Origin of the sequence: Streptomyces sp. H27-H5, from assembly GCF_026627505.1 — a bacterium.
Classification (GTDB): domain Bacteria; phylum Actinomycetota; class Actinomycetes; order Streptomycetales; family Streptomycetaceae; genus Streptomyces.
In genome coordinates, this window is record NZ_JAPNLK010000039.1 from 56,069 (window position 1) to 81,147 (window position 25,079).

At 74.0% G+C, this 25,079-nt stretch carries 21 protein-coding genes; 10 read left to right on the forward strand and 11 right to left on the reverse strand.

Annotated features, from left to right (window positions below):
• The first annotated feature begins 17 nt into the window (after positions 1-17).
• From OTB19_RS20365 to OTB19_RS20390, 6 genes are all read left to right on the forward strand, one after another.
• Complete coding sequence (locus OTB19_RS20365) at positions 18-1,193, forward strand: lantibiotic dehydratase C-terminal domain-containing protein (RefSeq protein WP_267799759.1); 1,176 nt, start codon at positions 18-20, stop codon at positions 1,191-1,193.
• 188 nt (positions 1,194-1,381) lie between these two features.
• A complete protein-coding gene (locus OTB19_RS20370; RefSeq protein ID WP_267799760.1) occupies positions 1,382-3,154 on the forward strand; it encodes a hypothetical protein in 1,773 nt (590 codons plus the stop codon).
• The gene (locus OTB19_RS20375; RefSeq protein ID WP_267799761.1) at positions 3,151-5,115 is read left to right on the forward strand and encodes a TOMM precursor leader peptide-binding protein; all 1,965 of its coding nucleotides are present in this window, start codon (positions 3,151-3,153) and stop codon (positions 5,113-5,115) included. Before OTB19_RS20370 ends, OTB19_RS20375 begins: the two co-directional genes overlap by 4 nt.
• A 37-nt stretch (positions 5,116-5,152) precedes the next feature.
• Positions 5,153-6,892, forward strand: coding sequence for a thiopeptide-type bacteriocin biosynthesis protein (locus OTB19_RS20380; protein ID WP_267799762.1), 1,740 nt, complete (start codon positions 5,153-5,155; stop codon positions 6,890-6,892).
• Positions 6,893-6,967: 75 nt separating this feature from the next.
• Entirely contained in the window at positions 6,968-7,333 is a 366-nt protein-coding gene (locus OTB19_RS20385; protein ID WP_267799763.1) for a hypothetical protein, read from the forward strand.
• Complete coding sequence (locus OTB19_RS20390) at positions 7,330-7,989, forward strand: nucleotidyl transferase AbiEii/AbiGii toxin family protein (protein WP_267799764.1); 660 nt, start codon at positions 7,330-7,332, stop codon at positions 7,987-7,989. Before OTB19_RS20385 ends, OTB19_RS20390 begins: the two co-directional genes overlap by 4 nt.
• Positions 7,990-8,169: 180 nt before the next feature.
• On the opposite strand, the gene OTB19_RS20395 is transcribed toward OTB19_RS20390, so the two are convergent.
• Positions 8,170-8,721, reverse strand: a complete 552-nt coding sequence (locus OTB19_RS20395; RefSeq protein WP_267799765.1) for a MarR family winged helix-turn-helix transcriptional regulator — start codon at positions 8,719-8,721, stop codon at positions 8,170-8,172.
• Between the two features lie 293 nt (positions 8,722-9,014).
• Between OTB19_RS20395 and OTB19_RS20400 the strand changes: the two genes are divergently transcribed.
• On the forward strand, positions 9,015-10,094 hold the full coding sequence (locus OTB19_RS20400; protein WP_267799767.1) for an alkene reductase: 1,080 nt from the start codon (positions 9,015-9,017) through the stop codon (positions 10,092-10,094).
• 45 nt (positions 10,095-10,139) lie between these two features.
• A complete protein-coding gene (locus tag OTB19_RS20405; RefSeq protein ID WP_267799768.1) occupies positions 10,140-11,045 on the forward strand; it encodes an NADP-dependent oxidoreductase in 906 nt (301 codons plus the stop codon).
• Positions 11,046-11,105: 60 nt separating this feature from the next.
• On the opposite strand, the gene OTB19_RS20410 is transcribed toward OTB19_RS20405, so the two are convergent.
• Together OTB19_RS20410 and OTB19_RS20415 are read right to left on the reverse strand one after the other, a co-directional pair.
• Positions 11,106-11,597, reverse strand: a complete 492-nt coding sequence (locus tag OTB19_RS20410) for a DUF3515 family protein (protein WP_267799770.1) — start codon at positions 11,595-11,597, stop codon at positions 11,106-11,108.
• Between the two features lie 73 nt (positions 11,598-11,670).
• Entirely contained in the window at positions 11,671-12,921 is a 1,251-nt protein-coding gene (locus OTB19_RS20415; protein WP_267799771.1) for an MFS transporter, read from the reverse strand.
• Positions 12,922-13,124: 203 nt separating this feature from the next.
• Between OTB19_RS20415 and OTB19_RS20420 the strand changes: the two genes are divergently transcribed.
• The gene (locus OTB19_RS20420; protein ID WP_267799773.1) at positions 13,125-14,090 is read left to right on the forward strand and encodes a LysR family transcriptional regulator; all 966 of its coding nucleotides are present in this window, start codon (positions 13,125-13,127) and stop codon (positions 14,088-14,090) included.
• A 129-nt stretch (positions 14,091-14,219) separates the two neighbouring features.
• Here the strand turns inward: OTB19_RS20420 and OTB19_RS20425 are convergent, their stop codons facing one another.
• The 5 genes from OTB19_RS20425 to OTB19_RS20445 form a co-directional block, all read right to left on the reverse strand.
• A complete protein-coding gene (locus OTB19_RS20425) occupies positions 14,220-15,440 on the reverse strand; it encodes an NAD(P)/FAD-dependent oxidoreductase (protein ID WP_267799775.1) in 1,221 nt (406 codons plus the stop codon).
• A gap of 80 nt (positions 15,441-15,520) precedes the next feature.
• Positions 15,521-16,465 (reverse strand): RNA polymerase sigma-70 factor, encoded by a 945-nt coding sequence (locus OTB19_RS20430; RefSeq protein ID WP_267799776.1) that lies wholly within the window; start codon positions 16,463-16,465, stop codon positions 15,521-15,523.
• Positions 16,466-16,613: 148 nt separating this feature from the next.
• Positions 16,614-17,144 (reverse strand): hypothetical protein, encoded by a 531-nt coding sequence (locus tag OTB19_RS20435; protein ID WP_267799777.1) that lies wholly within the window; start codon positions 17,142-17,144, stop codon positions 16,614-16,616.
• Between the two features lie 312 nt (positions 17,145-17,456).
• The gene (locus OTB19_RS20440) at positions 17,457-18,302 is read right to left on the reverse strand and encodes an SDR family oxidoreductase (protein WP_267799779.1); all 846 of its coding nucleotides are present in this window, start codon (positions 18,300-18,302) and stop codon (positions 17,457-17,459) included.
• Positions 18,299-19,438, reverse strand: a complete 1,140-nt coding sequence (locus OTB19_RS20445) for a helix-turn-helix transcriptional regulator (RefSeq protein WP_267799780.1) — start codon at positions 19,436-19,438, stop codon at positions 18,299-18,301. Before OTB19_RS20445 ends, OTB19_RS20440 begins: the two co-directional genes overlap by 4 nt.
• Before the next feature lie 60 nt (positions 19,439-19,498).
• Here OTB19_RS20445 and OTB19_RS20450 point away from each other — a divergent pair, with 60 nt between their 5' ends.
• A complete protein-coding gene (locus OTB19_RS20450) occupies positions 19,499-20,113 on the forward strand; it encodes a TIGR03086 family metal-binding protein (protein WP_267799781.1) in 615 nt (204 codons plus the stop codon).
• 90 nt (positions 20,114-20,203) lie between these two features.
• Here the strand turns inward: OTB19_RS20450 and OTB19_RS20455 are convergent, their stop codons facing one another.
• From OTB19_RS20455 to OTB19_RS20465, 3 genes are all read right to left on the reverse strand, one after another.
• A complete protein-coding gene (locus tag OTB19_RS20455; RefSeq protein WP_267799782.1) occupies positions 20,204-21,730 on the reverse strand; it encodes an FAD-binding oxidoreductase in 1,527 nt (508 codons plus the stop codon).
• A gap of 136 nt (positions 21,731-21,866) precedes the next feature.
• On the reverse strand, positions 21,867-23,567 hold the full coding sequence (locus OTB19_RS20460; RefSeq protein WP_267799783.1) for an NAD(P)/FAD-dependent oxidoreductase: 1,701 nt from the start codon (positions 23,565-23,567) through the stop codon (positions 21,867-21,869).
• 61 nt (positions 23,568-23,628) lie between these two features.
• Entirely contained in the window at positions 23,629-24,897 is a 1,269-nt protein-coding gene (locus OTB19_RS20465; protein WP_324290531.1) for an FAD-dependent monooxygenase, read from the reverse strand.
• Between the last annotated feature and the right edge of the window lie 182 nt (positions 24,898-25,079).

The following is a 25,079-nucleotide window of genomic DNA, read 5'->3' on the forward strand; positions in this document are numbered from 1 at the left end:
GAGTGCCGGAAGAGAGCGTGCGAGCCCTGCGATCCATCGAGGACGACGCCCCGGGGGCCGGGGACGTCCGCGAGGCGCGGGACGTGGTCGTCTACCACCACCACCCCGTCAAGGCTCCCCTGCTGCGCGAGGTGGTGTTGCCGCTCGCCGAGGCCTTCGCGGCGGACGGGGGCGCCGCCCACGTGGAGCGGCACTGGTTGCACGGCCCGCACCTGAGGCTGCGCCTGGTGGGCCCGCGCGAACGGGTCGAGGCCGCCGCCGGGTCCGCCGCGACCGACGTCCGCGCGTGGCTCCGGGTCCACCCCTCGCACGGCGACCTCACCGAGGCCGAGTTGCTGGAGCGGGCCGAGGAAGCCGGCCGCGCCGAACTCGTCGCCGGTCCCTACGGGCCGATCGTCGCGGACAACACCGTCCGGGTCGAGACCGTCGACCGCACCGCCTTGCGCGGCCTCCTCGGCGACGACGGCGCCGACCTGCGCGACGAGCTGCTGCGCGCCGGCCTGGACCCGTTGCGCGCCGGCGCCGCCTTCCTCGGCGAGCACGGCGACTCCGCGCAGGCCCGGGTCCAGCTCGCGGTGGTCGCGCTCGCCGCACACGCCGGCGCCCACCCCGGCGGGCTGGCGGGCGGTCACTACTCGTACGTGTCCCACCTGGAGGACTTCCTCTTCCACGAGGATCCGGACGGACGGGTGCGGGACCGGTTCGAGCGCCACGCGGAGCGCGTGGACGACGCGGTGACCGCTCTCGTCGGGCGGATCTCCGGCGGCGGCGCGCAGGGGTGGGAGCGGGCCTGGTCCGCGTACTCGGCGGGCGCCTGGGAGCGGGTCCGCAGCCGGTACGAGGCGGGCGCGGACCTGCACGGTTCCCCGGACGCGTACCGGGCGCGGGCCGCGGCCACCGGGGACTCCGGGACGGCGCGGCGCTGGAACCACGAGGAACGCACCGGTTACAGCGCCTTCCACGCACTGCTGCGCCGCTCCGACCCCGAGGGGACGATGTGGAGCCGCCCCGACTACCTGATCCACCGTGCCTCCACGAACGCCCTCTACCGGCTCCTGGCCATCTGTGACGTCCGTCCGCTGGAGCGGTACCTGGCGGCGCACCTGGTGATCCGTACGGTGCCCGGTCTGACCGGCTGCGACTGGCGTACGGAGATCGGCGCGGCCGTCGACGCGGTGGAGGGCGCCTCGTGAGCGCCGAACACCCCGCCGTGCCGGGCGCCGGCCCGAGCCCACGGACTGACGCACGTCCGGGCATCGGCCCGGGCCCGGGTGCCGACGCGCGTCCGGACGAGGACGCGGGCACGGGTCCGGGCCCGGGCGAAGGCACAGGCACGGACACGGGCTCCCGAGCCGTGCGGCGGTTGCGCCCCGGGGTGGCCGTGACGCCGTTGCGCGTCGGCCTGCACCTGCGCGGGCGGCGCGGGAGCGTCACCCTGGAGGGCAGCAAGGCGCTGCCGACCCTGTGGCGCATGATCGAGGGGCCCCTGCGCGACGGGGGGTTCGAGGAGTTCCTGGACGGCCTGGAGCCGGGCTCGGCGCTGCGCGGGGCCATGGACACGCTCGTCGGGCAACTGGAGGCGCACGGCCTGCTCGTGGCGGGCCCGACGCCACACCCGACCACCGCGCGGAGCACCGCGACCGGTCCGGTCGGGGAGTGGCTCGGCGTGACGGCCGAGCGGCCCGACACCGCGCGGGGGGCGCTCCTCGGGACCCGCGCCGAGGTGGTGTCCGGCGCTCCCGACGGCCCGCTGGCCAGGGCGGCCGGGCGGGCGCTGGCGGCGGGCGGGCTGCCCGTCGCGTACACCGTCGATCCGGATCTGCCCGGGGACCGGGTCCTCCTGTACGCCCGGGGGGCGGGGCCCGTCCGGGGCGTGGCGGTCGGCCGGCGCGGCGGGAGCGGCTACGCCACCGCGCTCGGCAGTCCCGCCCAGATCCGGTCCGAGGCCGAGGCCCTGGAGGCCCGACTCGACCACCCCGGCCTGCCGGGAGTGCCCGCCACGTCCACCACGCCCATCGCGCCCGCGCCGGTCGAAGTGCCCGCCGTGCCCGCCGCGTTCTTCCCGCTGCTCGCGGGCGCCGCGGCGCACCGGCTGCTGTGCGGGGCCGCCGGGCTGCCGGACCCTGCGGGCGAGGGCGAGGACGACCGGCTGTTGCCCGGGCTGCCGGCGGTGCTGCTCGCGGACGCCCGGCCGCCGCGGGCCGACTACCGCAGCTGGCTCGGGCCCGACCGCGTCGACGCGGATCGGCGGGTGCTCCTGCCTGCGGCCGCCACCCTCGGCGAGGCGCTGCGGCGGTTGGCGGCCCTCGCCGACGAACGGTGCGGGATGCTGCCCGAGCCGCTCCCGGGGGACCTGCGCCAGTTGCCCGTGCCGCTCGCCCGCTGCGTCCTGCGTCGGGCGGGCAGCCCTGACGGCGTCCTGGTCGGCGGTGCGCCCCGGCTGGACCTGGCGCGCCTGGACCTGTTCTGTCGGGCCGCCGAACTCCTTCTCGGGGGCGACGGCTTCACCGTCGGGGCGAACCCCGGGCACGCCCGGGGCCGGGCCCTGCGCGCGGTCGCCGCCGGCCTGCCGGAGCCGGCGGGCGGGCCGCATGCCGTGCCCGCCGACCGGTGGTCCGGGCACCCCCAGGTGCGCCACTGGTGGACCACGCTGACCGACCGGCTCGCCGTCCCCGCGCGCCTGGAGGTGGTCCGGGTGGCTCCGGGCGAGGAGGTGTACCGCGCCGTCGTCCGCCCGACCGGGCACCGTGAGCCCTCGTGGGGCCCGTCGCGTGAACTCCCCCGGCTCGGTGACGCCGTGGAGGGGACGCCGGGCGACGCGGCCGGCTTCGCCGCGCTCGCGGCCGTCGCCCGCGTCTCGGCCTCCGATCCCGACTCCGCCCGCGACTCCGGGTTCGCCTCGGGCTCGGGTGGCGCGGTCGCACCGCTGGCCGCCGCCGGGGTGCGGACGGCCGGCTGGGAGGACTCGGGGTGGACCGGCCGCTGGTTGGCGGAACTGGCCGGGCGCGAGGACGCGTTCCAGGACGCGCTGCGCCGGGTGACGGGCGCGGACCCGGCCCCGGGCCCGCCCGTCGCCGGGCCCGCCGGCGAACCCGGGGCGCTGCTGCGGGCGTTCGGGTTCACCGTCCTGCACACCCCCCGGGAGACACCATGACCTCGGCGACCTCGACCACGAGCGCGGCCCCGGCCGGTCCGCTCGGGGCGCTGCCGGTGCCCGTGCTCGACGCCGGTTCCGCGACGGCGGCCGTGTCCGGCGCGGCCGTGGTCCTGTTGCCGCGGTGGACGCTCGGCCTCGCCGAGGAACTCAGCCGGCACGCGCTCGACCACCCCGTGGAGTTCGTACCGGTGCGCTTCGACGGGGCGCTGGCGGTGGTCGGGCCGGTGCTGCGGCCGGGCGCGGCGGCCTGCCTGTGCTGCGCCGAGTACCAGCGGCTGGCCACGGCGGGCGGCCGCGTGCCGTGGCGGAGCCCGACCCTGGAGCTGGCCGGCGTGCCCTCGCCGGCCCTGTCGGAGTCGCTGGGCGCCCTCGCGCTGGAGCTGCTGGAGCCGGCCGCCCCCGAAGGGACCGGACCCGGTGCGGAGTCGGGGACGGAACCGGGTGCCGGGTCGGCCGTCGTGTACGTCGTGCACCTCGGGCGCGGCACCTGGTCCACGCACCGGGTCCGCCCCGTCGGCGGCTGCGCGGTGTGTCACCCGCTGCCCGCGGACTCCGCGTCCGACGTCGCCCCGCTGCCGTCGGCCCCCCGGCCGCTCCCCGATCCGTACGTGCTGCGCGCGCCCAACCCGCTGACCGCGCCGGTGCGGCTGCGCGAGGCCCTGTACGACGAGCGGTTCGGGCCGGTGCGCGCGCTGTTCCGGTCCGAGGACTCGGCGTTCTGCCTGACCAGCGCGTTCGTGACCGACGGTCGTCTCGTGGACGACGGCGGGTACGGCCGGGCCCGGGACTTCGGCGACAGCGAGCGGATCGCGCTGTTCGAGAGCGTGGAGCGGTACACGGGCATGCGGCCGACCGGCCGGCGCACGGGGCTGCGCGCCTCCTTCGCGGAGTTGGGGCCCGAACGGGCCGTGGACCCGGAGCGGCTCGGCCTGCCCGACCCCGCCCACCACGGCCACCCGTCGTCGCCGACCGTGCCCTACACCCCGAACCTGGTCATGGACTGGGTGCACGGCTGGTCGCTCACCCGGCGGCGGCCGACGGCCGTCCCCGAGCACGTGGCGTACTGGGACGTTCCAGGCGCCGCCGACCGGCCCCGCGTGGTGTACGAGTCCTCGAACGGCTGCGGACTCGGCAACAGCCCCGAAGAGGCCGCGCTCTACGGGCTGTTCGAGGTGGCGGAGCGCGACGCGTTCCTGATGGCGTGGTACGCGGCGACGCCCCTGCGCCGGGTGCTGCCGCCGCCGGACGACCTGGACACCGCGCTGCTCGCGGACCGTGCGGCGCTGGCCGGCTACCGGCTCGTCCTCCTCGACGCGACGAACGACTTCGACGTCCCGGCCGTCGTGGCGGTCTGCCGGTACGAGGGCTCCCACCCGGACGCGCCCCGGATGTTCCTGGCGGCCGGCGCCCACCACGACCCGCGGGCGGCGATCCGCTCCGCGGTGGCCGAGGTCGTCACCAACGTGCTGGACGCGGGGCACCGCGCCCTGGCCGAGGGCGGCCCGCGCGATCCGCGGCGGCTCCGGCCGATGCTGGACCGGCCGGACCTGGTGGTGTCCCTGGACGACCACGTCGGCGTGAACACCCTGCCCGAGGCCGGCCCGCGCCTGGAGTTCCTGTTCGCCGACACCCCCCGGCTGTCGGTCGAGGAGGCCTGGCCGGGGGCCCCGGAACCGGTGGGTGACCTCGCCGACCTGCTCGGGGCGAGCGTGGAGCGGCTGTCCCGGGCCGGCCTGGAGGTGATCACCGTCGACCAGTCCGAACGGGGGCTGCGCCGGCGGCTCGGACTGCACGCGGTGAAGGTCGTCGTCCCGGGCGCCCTGCCGATGACCTTCGGGCACGTCAACCACCGCACCCGGGGGCTTCCCCGGCTGCTGGAGGTGCCGTACCGACTGGGGCGCACGGAAAGGCCGTTGCGCCCGGAGGACCTCGCGGTCCACCCGCACCCCTTCCCCTGACCCCACGACGGGCACGGGCCCACGACGAGGACCGCTGATGACGACGATCGACACCTGGCAGAGCCACCACCTGTTCCTGCACTCCACCGCCGAGGAGGCCGACGCGTTCCTGTTGCGGGACGTGGCCCCCTTGCTGGACGGCCTGGTGGCGGCCGGGGAGGCCGGAGGGTGGTTCTTCATCCGCTACGGGGAGGACGGCCCGCACCTGCGGATCCGGGTGCACGGCGCGGACCCGGCCGCGGCGGCGCGGCTGCCGGAGGAGTTGGCGCGGGCCGCGAAGGAGGTGCCCTCGGTGCCGGGCCCGTGGCCGTCCGCCCACGGGGAGGTGCGGTCCGTGCCGTACGTGCCCGAGACGGACCGGTACGGCGGCCCGCTCGCGCTGCCGGTCGCCGAGGACGTCTTCGGCGCCTCCACCGGGGTGGTCGTCGAAGCCCTGCGGGAGGTAAGGGGCGGGGGCGGCGCGACGCGGCTGGCGGTCGCGGCGGACCTGGCGCACGCGACGGCGTACGCGCTGGGCATGGGCGAACTCGCCGCGGCGCGCTGGCTGCGCGGGCACGCGGCCGGTTGGCGGTGGGTCACCGAGGTGCCGCTGCTGCCGGGCGCCTCGGTACACGCCCGGGTCAACTCCGTGTACTCGGCGCAGCGTTCGACGCTGGGGCGGCGCGCGGCGGACCTGCGTCGGCGGCTCGCGGACGGCACGGCGACGCCCTGGCTGCTCCGGTGGACGGACCGGGTCCGGGAGGCCGATGCGACGCTGCGGGCCGGCGGGGGGCCGGAGGCCCCGTACGCCTGGGTGTGGGCGTCGCAGCTCCACATGCTGTTCAACCGGCTCGGCGTCACCCCCGACGAGGAGCGTGCGGTGTGCCGGCTGGTCGCCCGCACCCTGCTGGAGACGACGGACGCGCAGACGACGGCATCGGGGACGACGGCCTCGGCGACGACGGACGAGCCGGTCGACTACTTCCCGTCCTCGCACACCGCGCCCGACTTCCGCTACCTGGAGCGCAGCAAGTTCCAGATCGGGCGCGGCGAGGACACGGCCCTGCGGCCGTCGGCGCCGCTCTCCCCGTCGGCGACCGGCCGGGCGGGGTGGGGAACGGCCGGGCCGGAGATCGCGCTGCCGACGGGTCCGCTGCCCGAGGTGTCGCTGCGCGAGGTCCTCGCGGGCCGGTCCTCGCTGCGCGGCGCGCTCACCGGGCCGCTCGACGCGGACACGCTGGGCGCGTTGCTGTGGCACTCCCTGTCCGAGAGCGGCCGCTCCGAGCAGCTCCTCGCGGACGGCTCGACCCGTTCCCTCGTCCACCGCCCCCACCCGAGCGCCGGCGCCCTGTACACCGCCCGGGTACGGCTGCTGGTCCTCGATACGGCCGGGGTCCCCGCGGGCACCTGGGAGTGCGTGCCGGAGTCGCGGACGCTGCGCCGCGTGGGGCCGGTCCCCCCGGTGGAGGCGATCAAGGCGCTGTCGACGTACCTGTCCCGTCCCGCGCCGGACCCGGACTGGATCGGCATCGACGACGCGCCGGTGGTCCTGGCCGTCTACGCGGACCTCGGCCTGCTGCGGCGCCGCTACGGTCTGCGCGCCCTGCGGCTGGCCCTGCTGGAGACCGGCCACCTGACGCAGACGCTGCTGCTCACCGCGACGGCCCTGGGCCTGGCCGGGACCCCCCTCGGCGGCTTCCACGACGACCTGGCCCACGAACTCCTCGGCCTGGACGACCTCGAACAGCCGCTGCAGTACCTGCTCCCCCTCGGCCGGCGGCCCGGGGCCGGAAGCTGAGCGCTGTCCCCACACCATCGGGGGAATCCCCCACCCGTCGTGCCGGGGACGGGTGGGACACGCGATACTGGCCCCATGGTCCAGCTGTCCTCTCCCGTCCCGCCGGCACCGGTCGGCGAAGTGCTCCGCTCGCGGTACGCCGGCCGCCTGCCCGGCTCCCTCGCCGAGCTGACGGGGCCCGTGCGCGGGCCGGTGGCGCTGCCGCCGCATGTCGCGTGGTCCGGGCTGCGGACGTACGACCTGGACCGCCCGCGCCAGCGGATGAGCCTGTACCGGACCGTCCTCGCCGAGGGCCGGCGCGAGGATCTGGTCGCCTTCCTGGAGCGGGACCTGCTGATCGCGCAGTGGCCCGTCCTGCGCACCCTGGTCAGCAGGCACGTCCGGCAGGTCTGGGAGGACCGCTTCCCCCAGCTCCCGACCCGGACCACCACGCTCGCGTGAACCTCAGCGGGCTGCACCGCCGACTCCTCGCCGACGTCATCGCCATCGGTTCCCCGTACCCGCTCGTCCTCACGGGTGGTTACGCGGTGCAGGCCCATGGGCTCGTCGACCGGCTCAGCCAGGACCTCGACGTCGCCACCGAGAACCCGGCCCCCATGGAGGACATCGCCGCCGACCTGGTCCACGAGCTGACCAAGCGCGGCTGGGCCGTGGAGGTGGTCGCCGTGGACCCGCTCGCCGCCCGCCTCATGGTCACCGACCCCGCCGACGGCGCGCGGTGCGAGGTGGACGTCCTCAAGGAGAACCTCTGGTCCGCGCCCGAGGACACCGAGTACGGACCGGTCCTCGCCCTCGACGACGTGATCGGCACCAAGGTGCGCGCCCTGGCCGACCGGGGCGCACCGCGCGACCTCATCGACGTACAGGCGGCCCACCGCCTGCGCCGGCACGACCTGGGCGAACTGGAGCGTCTGGGCGCGCGGCACGGGCGCGACGAGTTCCGCCTCGACGACCTCCGGGACCGGCTGGCCGGCTCCGAGTGGTACGACGACGAGGAGTTCGCCGAGTACGGTCTCGACGCGGACGCCATCGCCGACCTGCGCGAGTGGGCCCGGCGGTGGGTCATCGACCTCGAAGGCCGCCTCACGGACGACTGACCGGCCCGCCGCACGACCGGGCGGAGCGCGTCGCACGCGGGACCGGGGCCGGGCCGCGTCGTTCACCCCGTGAAGGCGGCGAGGGTCTCACGAACCGGTCGGCGTCGTCGATCCCTCGCCCACCGCATGCAGCGCGACCGCCTCGGGGACGCCGGCTGAGGTCGACGGCCGGGGCGGCCCTCAGTGCTCCGCGTCGACCGGGCAGGCGGCGTCGGCGGCCGCCTCCACGAGGTTCTTCTCCAGGCGTTCGAGGGTGTACAGGGCAGCCGCGCGCTCGTCGTCCGTGAGGCCGGCCGTCGAGATGTCCTCCAGTTGGGTCCAGACCTCTTCGACCTGACGGCGCAGGGCGTGGCTCGCCGCCGTCGGCTCGATGAGCGACGCGCGCTTGTCGGTGGGCGAGGGCCGGCGGCGGACGAAGCCGGACTGTTCCAGGCGGCGGACGGTACGGGTCATGGTGGCCGCGTCGGAGTCCATCAGCCGCACCAGGTCGATCTGCCGCTGGGGACCGCGTTCCCACAGGTGCATCATGACCAGCTCCTGGCCCGGGTGAAGGCCGATGCGGCGCAGCAGCTGGCCGGCGAACATGCGGTGCAGGCGGGCCAGCCGGAAGATCGCGTGACTGACGGGTCCGCCGCCGGCCGCCGCCGGCATCGGCACGGTGGCCTCCTGCTGCGCCACCACGGGCCTGGTGGCCTCGGGCTTGTCTCCGGCGTCCGGCGTGGGCTGCGTCATCGTCTTCCTCCCCGTACCGCTCGGTTGGCTTTACTGCCCGGTCAAGGTAACCCTACCGCCACCTGAAGCCGGCGGCGCCACTCCGATGCCCTCTTGAATATGCCCAGTTCAGAGCACATCTCCCTGAGCCGTTGCCGGCAGATCACCCCTCTCGCCCGTGACTCCGGGGAATAGATCCGGGCTGGTTACTTGTTCGGACAGGTGATTTACTTGTTCAGACAGGCAACTGCATGGACGCGGGCACCCTGCCGTGCCCGTGGCATGCGGCACCACCCACTCCGAGGGGACTCGACATGACCACCGCGACCACCGCGTTCGATCCGATCGACCTGGGCGGCAAGCGCCTCGCCAGCCGCATCGTGATGGCTCCGATGACCCGCAGCCGCGCCCACGGGGCCGGCGCGGAACCGACGGAGCTGATGGCGACGTACTACGCGCAGCGCGCCTCGGCCGGGCTGATCGTCACCGAGGGCATCCAGCCCTCGCCGGTCGGCCAGGGCTACCCCGACACCCCCGGCCTGCACACCGCCGGCCAGGTACGGGCATGGCGGAAGGTGACCGACGCCGTGCACGACGCGGGCGGCGTGATCTTCGCCCAGCTCATGCACACCGGGCGGATCGGCCACCCGAGCCTGCTGCCCGACGGCCTGGTGCCGGTGGCGCCCTCCGCGGTGACCGCCAAGGGCCGGGTCTTCACCCACGAAGGGCCCAAGGAGTTCGTGACGCCGAAGGAGCTGGGCGACGCCGAGATCCGGCAGACCATCGCCGACTTCGCCGCCGCGGCGCGCCACGCGATCGAGGCCGGGTTCGACGGCGTGGAACTCCACGGCGCCAACGGCTACCTGATCCACCAGTTCCTCTCCGACCACACCAACCGGCGCACCGACGCGTGGGGCGGTGACATCGAGGGCCGGATCCGTTTCGCCGTCGAGGTCGTCACCGCCGTGGTGGAAGCGATCGGCGCACAGCGCGTCGGCCTGCGGATCTCGCCCGGAAACCAGTACAACGACATGTCCGAGACCGACCCCGGCGAGGTCCACGAGGCGCTCCTGAGGCGGATCGCCGGGCTGGACCTGGCCTATCTGCACCTGCTGGAGGGCCCCGACCCCGAGGCGGCGCCGCGGCTGCGCAAGGCGTGGCCCGGCACGTTCGTCCTCAATCCCTTCACCCACCCGGACGTCACCGGCCCTGACGCGCTCAAGCTGATCGAGGACGGGAGCGCGGACATGGTGGCCTACGGCGCCCTCTTCCTGGCCAACCCCGACCTTCCCCGCCGCCTCGCCGCGGGCGGCCCGTTCAACACTGCGGACCAGTCCACCTTCTACGGCGGCGACCACCGCGGCTACACCGACTACCCCACCCTCAACGGCTGACGCCCCCGCCAGTCGTCGACCACGCCTTCACCCGGGAGTTCACGGATGTCCCAAGCGATCACCTTCTCCGAGTACGGCACGTCCGACGTGCTGCGGCTGTCGGAGGTCACCCCTCCGGAGCCCGGTCCCGGCCAGGTCCGCATCCGCGTGCGGGCCGCGTCCGTCAACCCGCTCGACATCAAGATCCGGTCCGGACTGATGGCCGGCAACGCCCCGGCCCGCTTCCCCGTGATCCCCGGCCTGGACGCGGCCGGCGTCGTCGACGCCGTCGGCGAAGGAGCCGCGGCGTCCGTGGGCGATGCGGTGCTCGGTTCGGCCGCGGGCGGCAGCTACGGCGAGTACGCCCTGCTCGACCGGCCGGTGGCCAAGCCCGACGCCCTCGACTGGGACGTCGCCTCCTCGCTCGTCACGGTCGGCCTCACCGCCGCCCGTGTCCTGGCGGAACTGGACGTACGGGCCGGACAGACCCTGCTCGTCCACGGCGCCGCGGGCAGCGTGGGCATCATCGCGGCCCAACTCGCCGTCGCCCGGGACATCACCGTCGTCGGAACGGTCGGCGAGCACGACATCGACCGACTGACCGCGCTCGGAGCGAAGGCCGTCCGCTACGGCGACGGCTGGGTGGAGCGGGTGAAGGCCGCGGCCCCGCAGGGCGTCGACTCCGTCTTCGACGCCTCGGGCGCCGGCGTACTGGCCGAGTCCGTCACCCTGACCGGCGACAACACGCGCGTCGTCACCATCGCCGACATGGCCGCCGCACGGCACGGCGTCCGCTTCAGCGCGGGCGGCGGCGAAAGTGCCGGAGCCTCCCTGGCGGAGCTGGTCGCCCTGGCCGCCGGCGGTCGGCTCACCGTCCCGATCTGGCGCACCTACCCCCTCGCGGAGGCCGCGCGGGCGCACGCCGACCTGGAAGCCCACCTCAACCGGGGCAAGGCCGTCCTGCTGCCCTGACCTCCGAAGGCCGCCGCCCCGCCCGCTCGGGCGGCGGCCCCGGGGCCGGACCGCCGGCCGTCAGGTGTCGCTCGTCGACAGGCATCGGGTCTTCCGGGCGAGGCCGCCCAAGGCGTCGTTGATGGTGACCAGGGCGTCGCCCGCGGGCCGGGAGCCGCCCGCGAACGCGACCTCGACGGCGGGTTCGCGCCCGTACGTGGTGAACACCCACGCCCCGTCCCGCTCGACCCCGGCGTCGTCGAGGACCCAGTCGAAGCCGTTGACGTTCACACAGGTGTCGATGGTCGGGGCGAGGGGTTCCACGCCGCAGCGCAGCACGACGGCCCTGTCGCCCCACCCGGCGGCCCCCGCGCCGTCGACGTCGTCGCGGCCATGTCCCATGAGGGTCTCGGGAAGGCGCGCGACCACGTCCGAGCAGGGAGCGGTCCGGGCGAAGGGCCCCGCCGGCACGCTGTAGTCGGCGCGGGCGTACACGGCGACGGCGACGCAGAGGGACGCGGCGGCCACGGCGCACACGAGCGGTCCGCGTCTCTTCGTCCGTCCCATCCCCATGCCCGCCACGGTAGTTCGCGCCCGCGACGGCCACCTCACCGCCCCCGGCCGCCACGTGGCGCGGCCGGTCGCGTCACGCGTGGTCGCGGGCCGGTTCCCGCCCGGGGCGTGGTGTGCGGTCGTGTCGGGGAAGCAGGAACGGGGTCGTCAGCATGAGGAGACCGGCGATCGCGATCGCCGTGCGCGGGCCGGTGACGGCCGCCAGCAGGCCCCACAGCGCGGTCAGGAGGGCGACGGTGGCCTTGCTGGTGACCGACCACGCGGCGAGGGTACGGACGACCCGGTCCGCCGGGGTCCGTTCGAGCCGGTAGGTGGCGAACACCGGGTTGAACACCCCCATGCAGGTGATCAGCCCGAGCTCGACGGCCATGAGGAACACCAGCCCGGCTGCGCCGGGGCCGACGAAGGCCGTCCCGAGCGACCAGCAGGCCCGCAGTGTCCCGGCGGTGCGCATGACCGCGTGCCGGCCGAACCGGGCGACGAGCCAGGGGGCCGGCCGTGAGCCGATCAGTCCGCCGACGCAGGGCACGGCGAAGGCGAGGGCGTACTGCCAGGGCGCGAACCCGAGCGGGCCGAGCATGAGCACGGCGAGCAGCGGCGAGGTCGCCATGATCAGGCCGCTGACGAGGACCGTGTTGAGGAACAGCGGGCGCAGTGCGGAGTCGGTCAGGATGTACCGCCACCCTTCGAACAGGTCGCCGACGCGCGACCGGGACGGCGCCTGGCCGGCGGGTGCGGGGCGCGCCTCCGGGCCGCCCATCGCGCGGATCCCCGCCGCCGAGAGCAGGTGGCTGATCGCGTTGGCGACCACGGTCACCACCGGGCCGAACGCGGCGATCGCGGCCCCGCCGAGCGGGGGGCCGAGCATGGTGGCGGTCCAGGTCGTGGACTCGAAGCGGCCGTTCGCGACGAGCAGGTCGTCCGGCCGCACGAGCGCCTTCACGCACGCGCCGGCGGCCGCCGTGAAGGCGATGTCGGCCGCGCCCACGACGATCGCCACGACCAGGAGCTGGGGAAAGGAGAGCCGACCGAGCGCGAACGCCGCGGGCACGCTCATCAACGCCGTGAAGCGGACCAGGTCCATCGCGACCATCACGGGCCGTTTGCGGCGGAACTCCAGCCACGGGCCGAGCGGCAGCGCCAGCGCCGCGCCGACCGCAAGTCCGGCGGCCGCCAGCAACGAGACCTGGGTCGGTCCGGCGTGCAGGACGAGGATCGCGATCAGGGGGAACGCGTCGAACGCGAGCCATGTGCCGAGGGTGCTGATCGCGTACGCCGCCCAGAGCCACCCGAACGGCCGGCCGAGCGACCGTCCACCCGCCATGATCGACCCACCCCTCGCCCGCCGTGGAACACCCTCGTGTTGACCGGAGGAATCAAAGCGAGGGACACACCGGCGGGTCAAACAACCCGCCGACCGGCGCTCACAACCACGCGTTGTGCGACTGGCCAGGGCCTGGGTCCCGTCGTCGAAGTGGCGCGGCGGGTCAGGCGAAACGTGGACGACAGGGCCTAGGGTGGGTCGGCGTGAATCTCGATGCCGTACGCACCTTCGTGGCCATTGCTGACGCGGGCCGCTTCCAGCGGGCCGCCGACGACCTGTCGATCACCCAGCAGGCCGTGTCCAAGCGCGTCACCGCCCTGGAGAGGGATCTCGGGGTGCGGCTCTTCATCCGCGCCCCGCAGGGGGTCCGGCTCACCGTCGACGGGCAGGCCTTCCTGCCGCACGCGCGCGCTCTCCTGCTCGCCGCCGAGCGGGCGGCGGATTCCGTGCGTCCGGGCCGCCGCGCCCTGCGCGTCGACGTGATCAACCGGCGGATCGCTCCCGCGCGACTGCTGCGCGCGTTCCACAGCGCGCATCCGGAGGGCGAACTCGACGTCGTGACCAACCTCCTCGACGCCGACTCGGCGATCACCGCCGTCCTGTCGGGCACGATCGACGCCACCTCCCGCGCCCTCACGATGCCGACCCGGGAGCTTCCCGAGGGCGTCGAGAGCGCCCGTGTCCTCGACGACCGTCTCCAGCTCCTCACCGGGCCGGGTCACCCCCTGGCGGGCGTCGGCGCGGTCACGCCCGCCGAACTCGCCCGGTACAAGATCTGGATGCCGGGCATCGTTCCCGGCACCGAATGGGCCGCGTACTACGACGAGCTCTCGGCCGAGTTCGGGCTCACCATCGACACGATCGGCCCCAACTTCGGCTCCGACGCCCTCCTGGAGGCGATCGCCGGCTCCTCGACGCTGGCGACCTTCGTCGGTGAGGAGGACCCGCTCGTGGGCCCCGCCCACCACGACCTGCGGCGCATCGAGGTGCGGGACCCGACACCGGTGTACCCGCACTCGCTGGTGTGGCTCGGCGACAACCCGCATCCCGCGCTCGCCATGCTCCGCGACCACCTGCGGTCCACCCGGCCCGACCGCTCCGACGCCGCGATCTGGACGCCGACGTGGGCTCGGGAACGGCACCCCGGACACCGCGCCTCCCGGGTGTGAGGCGCGTACCGGAGCGGACGACCGGGCGCTCCGGAGCCGCTCCGGAGCCGACCGGGGCACCGAACCGAACCGGAGCGGACGACCGGGCAAGCGTCGGGCCGGCCGGGCCGTGCGGACGCGGATGGCGCGTCACGTGGTGACGAGTCGGGTCTCCACCTCACGGGTCGCCGCGAGGCGACGGCGGCGACTCGGCATCAGCATCGTCGGGTGCGAGATGCTCCAGGCCGCGGCCGAGCAGATCAGCTCCTTGATGCGGGCACCGCTTCGGCCGGCGATGACGGTGGACGTGGCCTCGTCCTCGTGGGTCACGCGCTGGAGGATCCCGTCGCGGCGTCCGAGGCTGATGCACTGGGCGGCGTAGCCGATCGTGGTCTCCCGGACCTTGCGCCCGGTCAGGCGCGCGGCGAGGGCGTCGGCGGCCTGCCAGGCCATCGGGGTCGCCGTGGCGCAGGCCATCCGCAGCGGCTTGCCGCCCGCCCCTTCGGCGCGCGCGGCGTCGCCGACGGCGTACACGTCGGGGTGCGAGACCGAGCGCATGGTGCCGTCGACGATGATCTGCCCGGTGTCGGAGACTGTCAGGGTGGTGGCGGCGGCGATCGGGTGGACGGCGAATCCCGCCGTCCACACGGTCACCCGGGCGGGGATCCGTCCGGCCGCGGCGGTGACCACGCCGTCCGTCTCGACGCGCGTGACGTCGGCCCGCTCGTGGACCGCGATGCCGAGCCGGTCGAGGACGAGGTGCAGGTGGCGTCGGGCCTTGTCGCTGAGCCAGTCGCCGACGCCGCCGCGGGCGGCGATGGAGACCCGGAGGTCCGGGCGTGCCTCGGCGATCTCGGTGGCCGCTTCGATACCGGTCAGGCCGCCGCCGACGACCAGCACGGTCGCGCCGGGCTCCAGCTCGGCCAGGCGCGCCCGCAGCCGCAGTGCGTCCTGCTTCCCGGCGACGTTGTGGGCGTACTCGGCGACGCCGGGGATTCCGCGGTCGGTGGTGGTGCTCCCCAGGGCGTACACGAGGGTGTCGTACGCGAGGGTGTCGGGGCCGAGCGTGTCGGGGCCGAGGGCGTCGGGGCCCTGATCGCCGGTGAGGGCGACGGTCTTGCGGTCCGCGTCGACCGAGGCGACCCGCGCCGTCCGCAGTCGCACTCCGGTGCCCGCGTAGAGCGCGTGCAGGGGGCGGGGCCGCAGGTCCTGGCCGGTGGCGAGCTGGTGCAGGCGCACGCGCTCGACGAACTCGGGGTCGGCGTTGACCAGGGTGATCTCGACGTCGTCGCGGTGCAGGCGCCGGGCGAGGCGACCGGCGGTGGTGGCTCCGGCGTACCCGGCGCCCAGGACGACAATGCGGTGCTTCATGGCTGGCTCCTATCCGGTGGGACTCACCTCCTGAACCGGACAGCCGCTCGATCCCTGACAGGTTTCGCATGTGACGTGGGTCACCACACCTGCGCGAGGGGCTGATGCGGGCCGGCGGCCGCCCACCGGCGCGTGATGCGGTCCAGCTTGTCGGGGTTGACCAGGATGTGGATCTCCTCGACGCCGTCGGGGGTCGTCCCGAGGCAGATCACGCCGAGGATCTGCTCGCCGGCCGCGATCAGCACGGCGGGACCGCCGTTGACGACGGCGGCGTGCAGGGCGGCGCTGCCTCCCACCCGCGCCCGCTTGGCGGGGGTGGGCCGGAAGAGGGAGCGCAGGTAGCGCGCGATGCGGAGCGCACCGATGACGGGGGTCCTGCGGGCCTGGACCTTCGCACCGCCGTCGGCCACGCTGACCGCGTCGTCGGTGAGCAGCCGGATCAGCGGATCGGTGTCGCCGCTGAGAGCCGCGGCGAGGAACTCCTCGACGACCTTCCGCGCGGCGGCCGCGTCGACCTCGGTGCGGGGCCGGTGCGTGGCGAGGTGCTGTTTGGCACGCCGGTGGATCTGCTGGCAGTTGGACTCGGTGAGGTCGAGGAGTTCGGCGATCTCCCGGTGCGCGTACCCGAACGCCTCGCGCAGCACGTACACCACGCGCTCGTTGGGCGTCAGCCGTTCCATCAGGGTGAGCATCGCGACGGAGACCGACTCGCGCTGCTCGGCGGTGTCGGCCGGACCGAGCATCCGGTCTCCGGCCAGGACCGGTTCGGGGAGCCACTGCCCCACGTAGGTTTCCCGCCTGGCCCGCGCGGAGGTGAGCTGATTGAGGCAGAGGTTGGTGAGGACTTTCGTCAGCCAGGCCTCGGGCGTCTCGATCCGCTCCCGGTCCGCCGCGTGCCATCGCAGGAACACGTCCTGTACCGCGTCCTCGGCGTCTCCGGCCGACCCGAGCAGTCGGTAGGCGATCGCCTCCAGGCGGCCCCTGGAGTTCTCGAACAGATCGACCTCGTGCGTGCGGAGCGGCATCGGACCATGATCGGCCATGTCCGCGGGCCTCGTCCACCACCCGCGGCCGGCCCGACGCGGGAACCGGACGTGCCCGACGCGCGAACGGCGTGAAGGGGCCCCGCTCCGGCCGGTGTCGGGCCGGAGCAGGGCCCCTTCAGGTCCGACGTCAGGGGGCGGCGGCCGTTCCCGACGGGGTGGGGTGCGCGTCGGTCGGGTGCCAGCGGGGGCCGCGCTGTTCCGCCAGCCGGAAGGCGGCCAGCGCCTTGAGGTGCTTGGCGATCGTCGGCGGGGTGAACCCGACGGCGGCGGACAGCTCTTCCAGGGTGGCCCCGGCGGGGGCGGTGGCCCTCAGTCCGTCCCAGGTGCGCGCCGCGGGCAGGCCGAGGCCGCCGTTGCTGGCGGAGGTGTGGAACAGGTCGTGGTGCGGCTCCGGCCCACCCGGATCCGCCGCGGCGGCCACGGGGTCGGTCTCCGGGGACGACGCGGGGTGGGCCGCCGGGGGCGACACGGGGTGGGTCTTCGGGGACGACCCCCGGTCGACCCCGGACGGCGACACGGGGTCGGCCTTCGGGGTCGGCGCCGGGACGGCCGCGGAGGGCGACACGGGGTCGGGCCCCGGGGCGGGTACGGACACGGTGGCCGGCACGCGCAGGGGACGGCCCCGGGCCGGTCCGACCGGCCGGGGCGTCATGTTCACGGTGCGGTGCCTTCGGCCCTTTTGACGTTTGCTCACAGGCTTCGCGTCCCTTCACCAGTACGGATCACGTGAAGGGAACGAGTGAGCGGGAGACCGGTGACTCGCGAACCGGTTTTCGTTCGCCTGAAAGGGTGCCCGCCGCGTCACGCGGGGCCCCGTACGTCGGAAACGTGGGCCCGTGCGTGGGGCGGCACGGACCCCGCGCGTCGGGCGGCACGGGTCCCGGACAGCGGGAACGCGGGCCTCTCCGCCGACCCGTGCGGGGGACGGGCGGGCGGCGGGGAGGCCCGCGGGTTCGGTGGGCCCGAAGGCCTACTTGAAGGCCGGCAGGCTGCGCTCGACCCAGGCGGCGAAGGGGGAGGCCGGGCGTCCGAGGACCTTCTCCACGTCGGGGCTGACGCGCTGCTCGGCCGGGAGGGGCTGTCCCAGGATGTCGAGGGTGCCCTGGACGACGCCCTCCGGCATGAACTGCGACATGTGGGCGTAGGCGGCGTCGCGGCTGAGTTCGATGAAGGTGATCTCCTCGCCGAGGACTTCGGCGAGCGCGGCGGCCTGCTCGCGCGGGGTGACCGCGGCCGGGCCGGTCAGCTCGTAGGTCTGGCCGGCGTGGCCCTCCTCGCGCAGGGCGACGGCGGCGACGGCCGCGATGTCCGCCGGGTCGACGACGGGGAGCGCGACGTCGGCGAACGGCGCGAGGACGGTGCGGTCCGCGCGGACCGACTCGACCCAGGCGTAGGCGTTGGAGGCGAAACCGCCGGCGCGCAGCACGGTCCACTCCAGGCCGGAACCGCGAACGGCGTCCTCGAACTCGCGGAGCCGGCTGTGGGACTGCGCGTCCGGACGGGTGGCGGTGATCTGCGAGGAGAGCAGGACGACCTTGCGCACGCCGGACTCCCTGGCCACGGTCAGCAGGGTCTCGGCGCTCTCGCCGCCGCCGAGCAGTTCGCCGGCGAGCAGGATGAACAGGGCGTCGGCGTCCTTGAGGGTCTCGCGCAGGCTCTCCGCCCGACCGAGGTCGGCCTGTACGTGGCGTACGTCCCGGGCGAGTTCGGCGGGCAGGGGGTTGCGGGAGACGGCGGTGACATCGGCGCCGGCCGCGGTGAGGGTGGCGATCAGCGGGCGGCCGACGTTTCCGGTGGCTCCGGTGACAACGATCATGAGAATGCTCCTTCATCAAGGTTCATGGTGGGAGAAAGCCGCTGTCGGGGGCGGCGCCGCGGTGGCCGGACGGTGTCCTTCGCCGTGATACCGGGGACGCTAGCATCCTCGACATAGTAAGTACCTAGGGGAAAGTGACTATCCCTCCGGGAGGTGCTGTCCCCGGTCGGGACGGCCGGGCCCGGTGCGGACTGCCCGTGTACGGCGGCGAGTTCGCGACCGAGGCGTGCCAGGTGGGCACGCGCCTCGGGTGGGCCGAGTACTTCGACGCGGGCGCCGAAGCCGGCGAGTCGGGCCGTGAGCACGTCGAGTGACGGCCCGTCGGCCTCGATGTCGTGGCGGCCGTCGGCGCGCGGCTGCGGCCCGCGCAGCCGGTCGCCGAACAGCTCGCGCAGGGCGGGCAGCACGTCGGTGTGCACCGCCGCGCGCACCGTGGTGGTGCGCAGGCCCCGTTCGACGCCGTCGGTCAACGCCTGCCACGCCGTGGCCAGGTCGAAGTCCTGGGGGCGGCGGGCGGGTTCACCGGTGGCGGTGACGGAGGTGACCCCGGTGTGCCGGAAGGACCGCAGGCCGTCCTCGGTGGCGGCGACCAGGTGCCATTGGCCGGCCTTGCAGACCAGGCCGAGCGGGTCGACGGTCCACCGGCCGGGCGGGGCGTCGGGGTCCGTGTACCCGAGGGTGATCCGCACCCGGTCCAGGACCGCCTGTTCCAAGGCGTCGTGGTGCGGCCCGCCGGCGGTGCGGACGGCGGCCCGGGACCAGTCGAGGCCGTCCACGACGAGTGCCTTGGAGGCGGCCTCGGCGTGCGGGCGCATGGGGGCGGGCAGTGCCTGGACCAGTTTGCGCAGGGCGGCGCGGAGTTCGGGTGAGGCCGAGAGCGGACCGGCGGCGAGGAACAGCGCCCCGATCTCGCGCTGGGTGAAGCCGGTGAGGTCGGTACGGGATCCGCCCACCAGGCTCCAGCCGCCGCCGCGTCCGCGCTGGGAGTAGACGGGTACGCCCGCCAGGGTCAGCGCCTCCAGGTCGCGGCGGGCGGTGCGTTCGGAGACTTCGAGTTCGCCCGCGACCTCCTTGACCGTGACGCGTCCGCGCGCCTGGAGGAAGAGCAGCGTGGCGACCAGACGATCAGCCTTCATTTTGCCCACGTTCTTTCTAATAGGCCATAAGATGACCTGTTTGGTGGGGAAGATGGAGTCATGACAGAGACTGTGAATGTTTCCGGCGCCCCTGCCACCCGTCCGTCCACCGACCCCCGCGGCGGCCTCTTCAAGGTCGTCGCACTGGCCCACGAGGTCCTCGCCGGCATCCGCCCGGACCAGTACGACGAGGTCACGCCCTGTCCGGACTATTCGGTCCGGGACATGGCCAACCACCTGGTGTCGGTGCTGCGCCGGGTCGCCGTGCTCGGTGCGGGCGGTTCCTTCATGAGCGTTCCGCACTTCGCGGAGGACGTCGCCGACGGTGACTGGGCCGAGGCCTGGGCGGTCTCCGTCAAGGAGTTCGACGCGGTCTGGTCCGACCCGGCCGTGCTGGGTCGTCAGATCGGTCTGCCCTGGGGCCCGGTGCCCGGTGTGGTCGCCTCGGTGATCTACACCAACGAGTTCGTCCTGCACGTCTGGGACCTGGCCAAGGCCACCGGCCAGAACCCGACGTGGGACCCGGAGATGCTCGCCGCGCCGTTGGCGAACATGCACCGCGCCGTGCCGGCCGAGCCGCGTGGCGGCCAGGTTCCGTTCGGTCCGGTGGTGGAGGTGCACGAGGATGCTCCCGCGATCGACAGGCTCGTCGGCTGGTACGGCCGCCGTCCCTGACGGCCGCCCGGGTCACGGGGTCGCCGTCCCGGGACGGCGGCCCCCAGGCCTTCTCTTCCGGTTCTTGCCCGGCCCGTGTCGGGGTCCGGATCAGCCGGCGGACCCGATGCCCTGCGCGAAGGAGAAGAACCGCGCGGGGTCGTACTTGGTCTTGATCCTGGCCAGGCGGGCGTAGTTCTCGCCGTAGTAGGCCCGCTTCCAGTCCGTGAGCGCCGGGTCCATCCAGTTCTGGTACGTCTCCCCGTTGGACAGCGGGTCGATCGTCCGGAAGCCGTTGTCGACCCAGTGGGTGGCGACCGCCCGCGCGTCGGCGGTGTTCTGCTGCGGATCGTTGATCAGGGCCCGGTAGTTGACCGAGAACAGCGAGTCCCGGTGGACGTACGCCGTGTCCGTGCGCCCCGGGTCGTTGGCCGCGCCCCCGAAGAAGTGCAGGTCGAGGTAGCGGGCCTGGCCGGCCCTGCGCTCGGCGTCGAAGGCCGTCATCACGTCCGTCCAGCCGGTGTGCCCCAGCGGGCGACCGGCCAGGCGGGTGCGCTCCAGGCCGAACTCGGGTCGGGTCAGCACGCCGGACGGGGACTTGCCCGCGCGTTGGCACTGGTCCTGGCTGAGCGTGCCACAGCCGAAGATCATCATCATGAGCTGCTGGTACGTCATGACGGCGTCCTGGCGGGCCAACGGCGCGCCCGTCAGGGCGATCAGTCGGGCCGCCTCGGCGTCCCGTTCCGCCGGGGTGCCCCGGGAGGCCAGCATGATGTTGACGTTGGGGACGGAGCCGGGTGCCGCGTCCGGCTGGACGACGTACCCGCCGCCGCCGATGGTGCGGGGCGCGTCCACCAGCCAGGTCGTGGCGGCGTCCAGGACGTCCGCCGCGCGGTCGTACGGGAAGATCAGGTTCGTGATGGCCATCTGGTCGCCGACGTGCGGGGTGACCGTGAAGCGGGTGACCACGCCGAAGTTTCCGCCGCCACCGCCGCGGATCGCCCAGAACAGGTCGCTGTTGCGGGTCGGCGAGGCGGTGACCACGCGGCCGTCGGCCAGGACCACCTCGGCCGAGGTGACGGCGTCGCAGGCCATGCCCATCGGGCGGGTCAGGAACCCGTAGCCGCCGCCCTGGAGGAAGCCGCCGGCCGCGACGGTCGGACAGCCGCCCTCGCTGACGACGAGGCCGTGCGGGGCGAGGGCATTGAGGATGTCGACGTTCTTGGCGCCGGGACCTATGTTCACCGAGCCGTTGCCGGCCGCGACGGCGACGGCGTTCAGCCCGGACACGTCGATGATCAGGCCGGGGGTGGTCGAGTACCCGCCGAAGCTGTGGCCGCCGCTGCGGACGGCGGCGGGCAGGCAGTTGTCCTGGGCGAAGCGCAGCGCGACGGAGACGTCGGCGGAGCTGACGCAGTAGGCGACGGCCTTGGGGTTGGCGGCGTCGAACTGGGCGAGTTCGAGCTGCTTGGCCACGCCGTACGCGGCGTCGGTGGGCAGGACGAGCCGGCCCTGGAGGTTGCGCGCGAGCTGGTTCCAGGGGGCGCGGCCGGCCGCGGCGGTGACGTTCGCGGCGGGCAGGACGGTCAGGCCGACCGCGGCCGTGCCGGCGCCGATGAGTGCTCTACGAGTGATCACGGTTGTCCCATGGGTCGAGGCGACAGGGGTGTGACGAGGCGGTGTGACGAGGCTGTGGGGGGCGGAGCGGCGGCGGGCCACCGGCCCGGCCGCCCGGAGGGGGCGGCGGGGCCGGTGGAGCCGGGAGGGGCCGAGGCTAGGAGACCTTGCGGCCGCGCACGCCCTGTCGGACGACGCCCTTGAGCATGGAGCGTCCGAGGTCGCGCATCTCCTTGGGGCCGGAGGTGCTCGCCCACCACATGAACTTCATCATCGTGGGGGTGGTCGCCCGGAAGAACCGGTGGTCCTCGGGGTCCTTCCAGCCGAACGGCGTGTTGACCGACTCGCAGTCGCGGATCGCCTGGAAGACGATGTCGGCCGCCTTGTCCCCGTCGATCTCGCCGGCCTCGAACCGTTCGCAGGTCTCGGCGGTGATGTCGAAGAGGTGCTTGAAGGCGTGGCTGTCCGGCCACCACAGGCCCGTGTAGGGGGCCTTCTCCATCTCCCGGAAGTGGCGGTCGTCGCCGTCCAGGGTGAAGTTCTGGCGCGCCATGATCTGGCGCATCGTCGCCGGGGTGGTGAAGCAGGCCCACACCCGGAAGACGGCGTTCCAGAGGCGGAAGTGACTGAAGGCGATGTAGGAGGCGTTGACGATCTTGTCGTTGTACTCCAGCAGGCCCTGCTCCAGGCGCTCCACGTACTCGAAGCGCTCGACCGAGAAGTCGTCCTCGCGCAGCGCGTCCAGCACCCGGTAGGCGAGGGCGTCGACGACCTCGAAGGTGTTGGACAGACCGCGCGAGTACAGCGGGTCGATGAAGCCCGCGGCGTGCGACATCAGGCACCAGCGGTGGCCGATGGTCTGCTTGGAGGAGTACTGGATCCGGTCGGTGGAGACCCACTCGCGGACCCGCTTGGCCCCGTCGAACTGGCGCTTCACCGCCGGGTACATGTCGAGGTAGTGGTTGAACTCCTCGTCGGGGGTCATGTCCTTCGGCTTGGGGTACAGCCGCTCGTCGAAGGTCAGGCCGACGCTGCAGAGCGGGTTCTTGGAGTCCTTGTAGTTGTCGAACGGGATGATCCAGAACCAGCCGCGCTCGATCAGGTGGTGGAGCGTGCCGCCGTGGAAGGGCGATTCGGCGGGCGGGCGCAGCGCCTCCGGGTAGTTGCACACGTCGTCGTACGGCTTGATGCCGACGTAGTGCGTGAAGAGCGACCGCGAGTGGTGCTTGTGGCGGGGCGGGTTGTCGCGCAGGGCGAACTTTTCGGCGAGCGGGGAGCGGAACCCGCTCGCGTCGATGAGGAACTTCGCGCGGAACACCTCACCGGTGTGGCCCGTGACGGTGACGCCGTCCTCGTCGAAGTCGAGGTCGGTGGCGCGCCAGTTCTGCCGGATCGTGCAGCCGTACTTGGCCGCGACGTTCAGGTAGTACGAGTCGGTGTCCTGCCGGTAGAGGTGGACGGCCTCCGTCAGCATCTTGGGGATCACGAACATCGTGGCCTCGGCCGGGTTCGGCTCGCGGTTCTTGTCGTGCGAGACGAAGCCGAAGCTCTGCTTGCGGCCGTGGTGCGGGCCCATGTGCTCGGTGATCGCCTTGACGTCGAGCATGTGCTTGATCTCGGGGACGTCGTAGCGCGTGGCGAGGATGTGCAGCCACTCGACGAGCTGCGGGTTCTGCGACTCGCCGACGGCGAAGCGCGGGTGTTGGCCGGCGTCTATGAGGACGACGTTGGCGCCCTGGCGGGCCAGGATCGCGCCGGTGATCGAGCCCGCGAGTCCCGATCCCAGGATCAGGACGTCGCACTCGTTCCACTCTTCGGCCTTGGGGGCCTCTTTCGTTGCCTCAGCCTTGGTGGGCAAGACCGTACTCCTCTTTGTCGATTTCACTCGGCGCTTGCGTGGACGCCGGCCGGTCATCGGGTCAGGCGGTGTGGCGCGGCGCGCCGAACCAGTCGGTCAGGGCCTGGGCCAGTCCCTCGGGAGAGCCGTCGGCGGCGACCCAGGCGACGTAGCCGTCGGGGCGCACCAGCAGGCTCGCGGCCGGGGCGTCGGCGTCGTTGCGGGTGGCGGTCACCACGTCGACGCGGTCCGTCCAACCGGCGGCGGCGGCGCGCAGTTCGGCGTTGTCGTGCAGGTCGAGCAGGACCGGGCGGCCCTGGTGCAGCAGTTCGTACGTGCTGGTCTTCGCGTCGTCGACCAGGAGCTCCTGGTCGGGCAGGCGGCGGCCGAGCAGCGGGTGGTCGCCGGGGGCGGCGCCGTAGGTGGTGTCGAGGCCGGTGACCAGCCCGACGAGGTGGGTGCGCACCTCCTCGATGCGGACCAGCTCGGCGAACAGTTCGCGCAGCGGGTCGGCCTCGGGGCCGCCGAGGTAGAGGGTGCGCTGGACCAGGGTGTTGGCGACGATGCGGGCGCCGACCGGGTGGCGCTCGGTGTGGTACGTGTCGAGCAGCCCCTCGGGGGCGGTGCCCTTGACGGCCGCGGCGAGCTTCCAGCCGAGGTTGACCACGTCGCCGACGGCGGCGCTGATGCCCTGCGCGCCGATGGGCAGGTGGATGTGGGCGGCGTCGCCGGCGAGGAAGACGCGGCCCTTGCGGTACTCGGCGGCGTGCCGGCTCGCGTCGGTGAAGTAGCTGGTCCACAGCGGGGTGGCGCCGCTGATGTCCTCGCCGGTCACCCGCTGGAAGGACTCGGCCACCTCCTGGAAGGTGGGGGGCTCCTGGGTGGGGCGGACGCCGGCGCCGCGCTCGAAGACCACGACGCGGGTGGCGTGCGGGCCGAGCGGGAGGACCACGACCATGCCCTGCTCGCCGACCTCGCCGGTGGGGCGGATCCGCAGCGGGACGCCGCTCACGTCGGCCATCTTCATCTCGATGGTGGCGCTGGTGCCGGGGAAGTCGATGCCGGAGAGGCGGCGGACGGTGCTGCGGGCGCCGTCGCAGCCCACCAGGTAGGCGGCGCGCAGGCGCTCGACGCCCTCGGGGCCGGCGATCTCGACCTCGACGGCGTCCTCGCCGTCGGTGAGGCCGACGACCTCGTGGCCGCGGCGGATCTCCGCGCCCAGGCCCACGGCCCAGTCGTGGAGGATGGCCTCGGTGCGGGACTGGGGGACCCCGCGGACGCCGAAGTTCCCGCCTTCGATGATGCGGTAGTCGATGGGAAGGCCGCCGAAGTGTAAGCATTCAGAAGGAATTGCGGCTGGATGGTGACGGTATGTGAGGCTTGCTGGTCAGGTGGTTTGTTCGATCGGTGGCATCCAGAGGTTGCCGGTGAGGGCGCGGTGGATGGCCTCGAAGGCGCTCAGTCCGTGTTTGCGGGCGGAGTCGAGGTAGGAGCGCACGGCGAGCCAGGCCGTCGCACCGTGTTCGGACTGGT